This is a genomic window from Aeromonas sp. LsrichE-8G, assembly GCF_022869435.1.
Taxonomy (GTDB): Bacteria; Pseudomonadota; Gammaproteobacteria; order Enterobacterales; family Aeromonadaceae; genus Aeromonas; species Aeromonas caviae.
In genome coordinates this window covers 1-907 of the sequence record NZ_JALIHH010000219.1, presented here as the reverse complement: position 1 = coordinate 907, position 907 = coordinate 1, and the positions used below count along the sequence as shown (strand labels likewise).

Here is a 907-nt window from a genome sequence, read left to right as displayed (position 1 = left end):
CAGGGTGAGAGCGTGAACATTTTGTTAAATTTCACCCAGTTTTTTGAGACCCGCATTGAGTACCGTTTCCAGATATTCACTGCTCATTCCTGCGATTTTTTGCTTCCGTCTTACGCTCGCCTTGCGTGAAGTCTCGGCCCTGAGCATGTTCAGCCCCATGTGCCGGATGCACGCCAAAATCTCTGCGGCATCACCGCGATAAATCGGGCAATCATCCTCGCCCATCGTGACGTCCAGCACCCAGTGCAGGCTATTTTCGATGGCCCAGTGCCCACGCACCGCTCGCGCAAACTCATCCTGCACCAACGCTTTGGAACTGATGAAATAACGCTGCTCTATGGTAATTTTTTGCATATTTTCAACGCGATAGGAGATGGCCACGCCAATGCTGTGCAACTGTTTCCAATGAGGAAACTGGGCGGCCAACTCGCCCGCCGCCATGACATGGTACTCACGACCATCGATGCGGCCATGAGCCTTCTCAAGCGTCATCGTCTCTGCGCATAACGGGGTGGCCGCCAGCGGGGCGAGGGCCTGTCGAACCGCCTCGAACAACTTGGGTTGGTTGCCTTTGACGGCCAATAAGTAATCGCCACCTTGCTGAAGGATGGTCTCGGCGATCTCGGTCTGGCACCCCATCGCATCGATGGATACCAGGCAGCCTTTGATGTCGAGCAGCGCCAGCAACTCGGGAATAGCGGTAATTTCATTGGACTTGGCGTCGGTTTTTATCTGTCCGAGCACCAGCTTATTGGCGGCGGCATAGGCACTGACCATGTGAATGGTCGACGTTCGATCCTCACGGTCATAGGAACTGCGCAGGGTTTTGCCATCGATAGCGACCAGGGCGCCATCGGTGTGCTGGTTAATGGCTTGAGTCCACCGCACAAAGGCGGCCTGAAACGGC

General features: G+C 55.3%; 1 protein-coding gene. It reads right to left on the bottom strand.

Features of this window, described 5'->3' with window-relative positions:
- Positions 1–24: 24 nt before the first annotated feature.
- The coding region (locus tag MUW49_RS19580; protein WP_244813106.1) for an ISAs1-like element ISAs12 family transposase at positions 25–907 on the bottom strand (883 nt) is incomplete at its 5' end.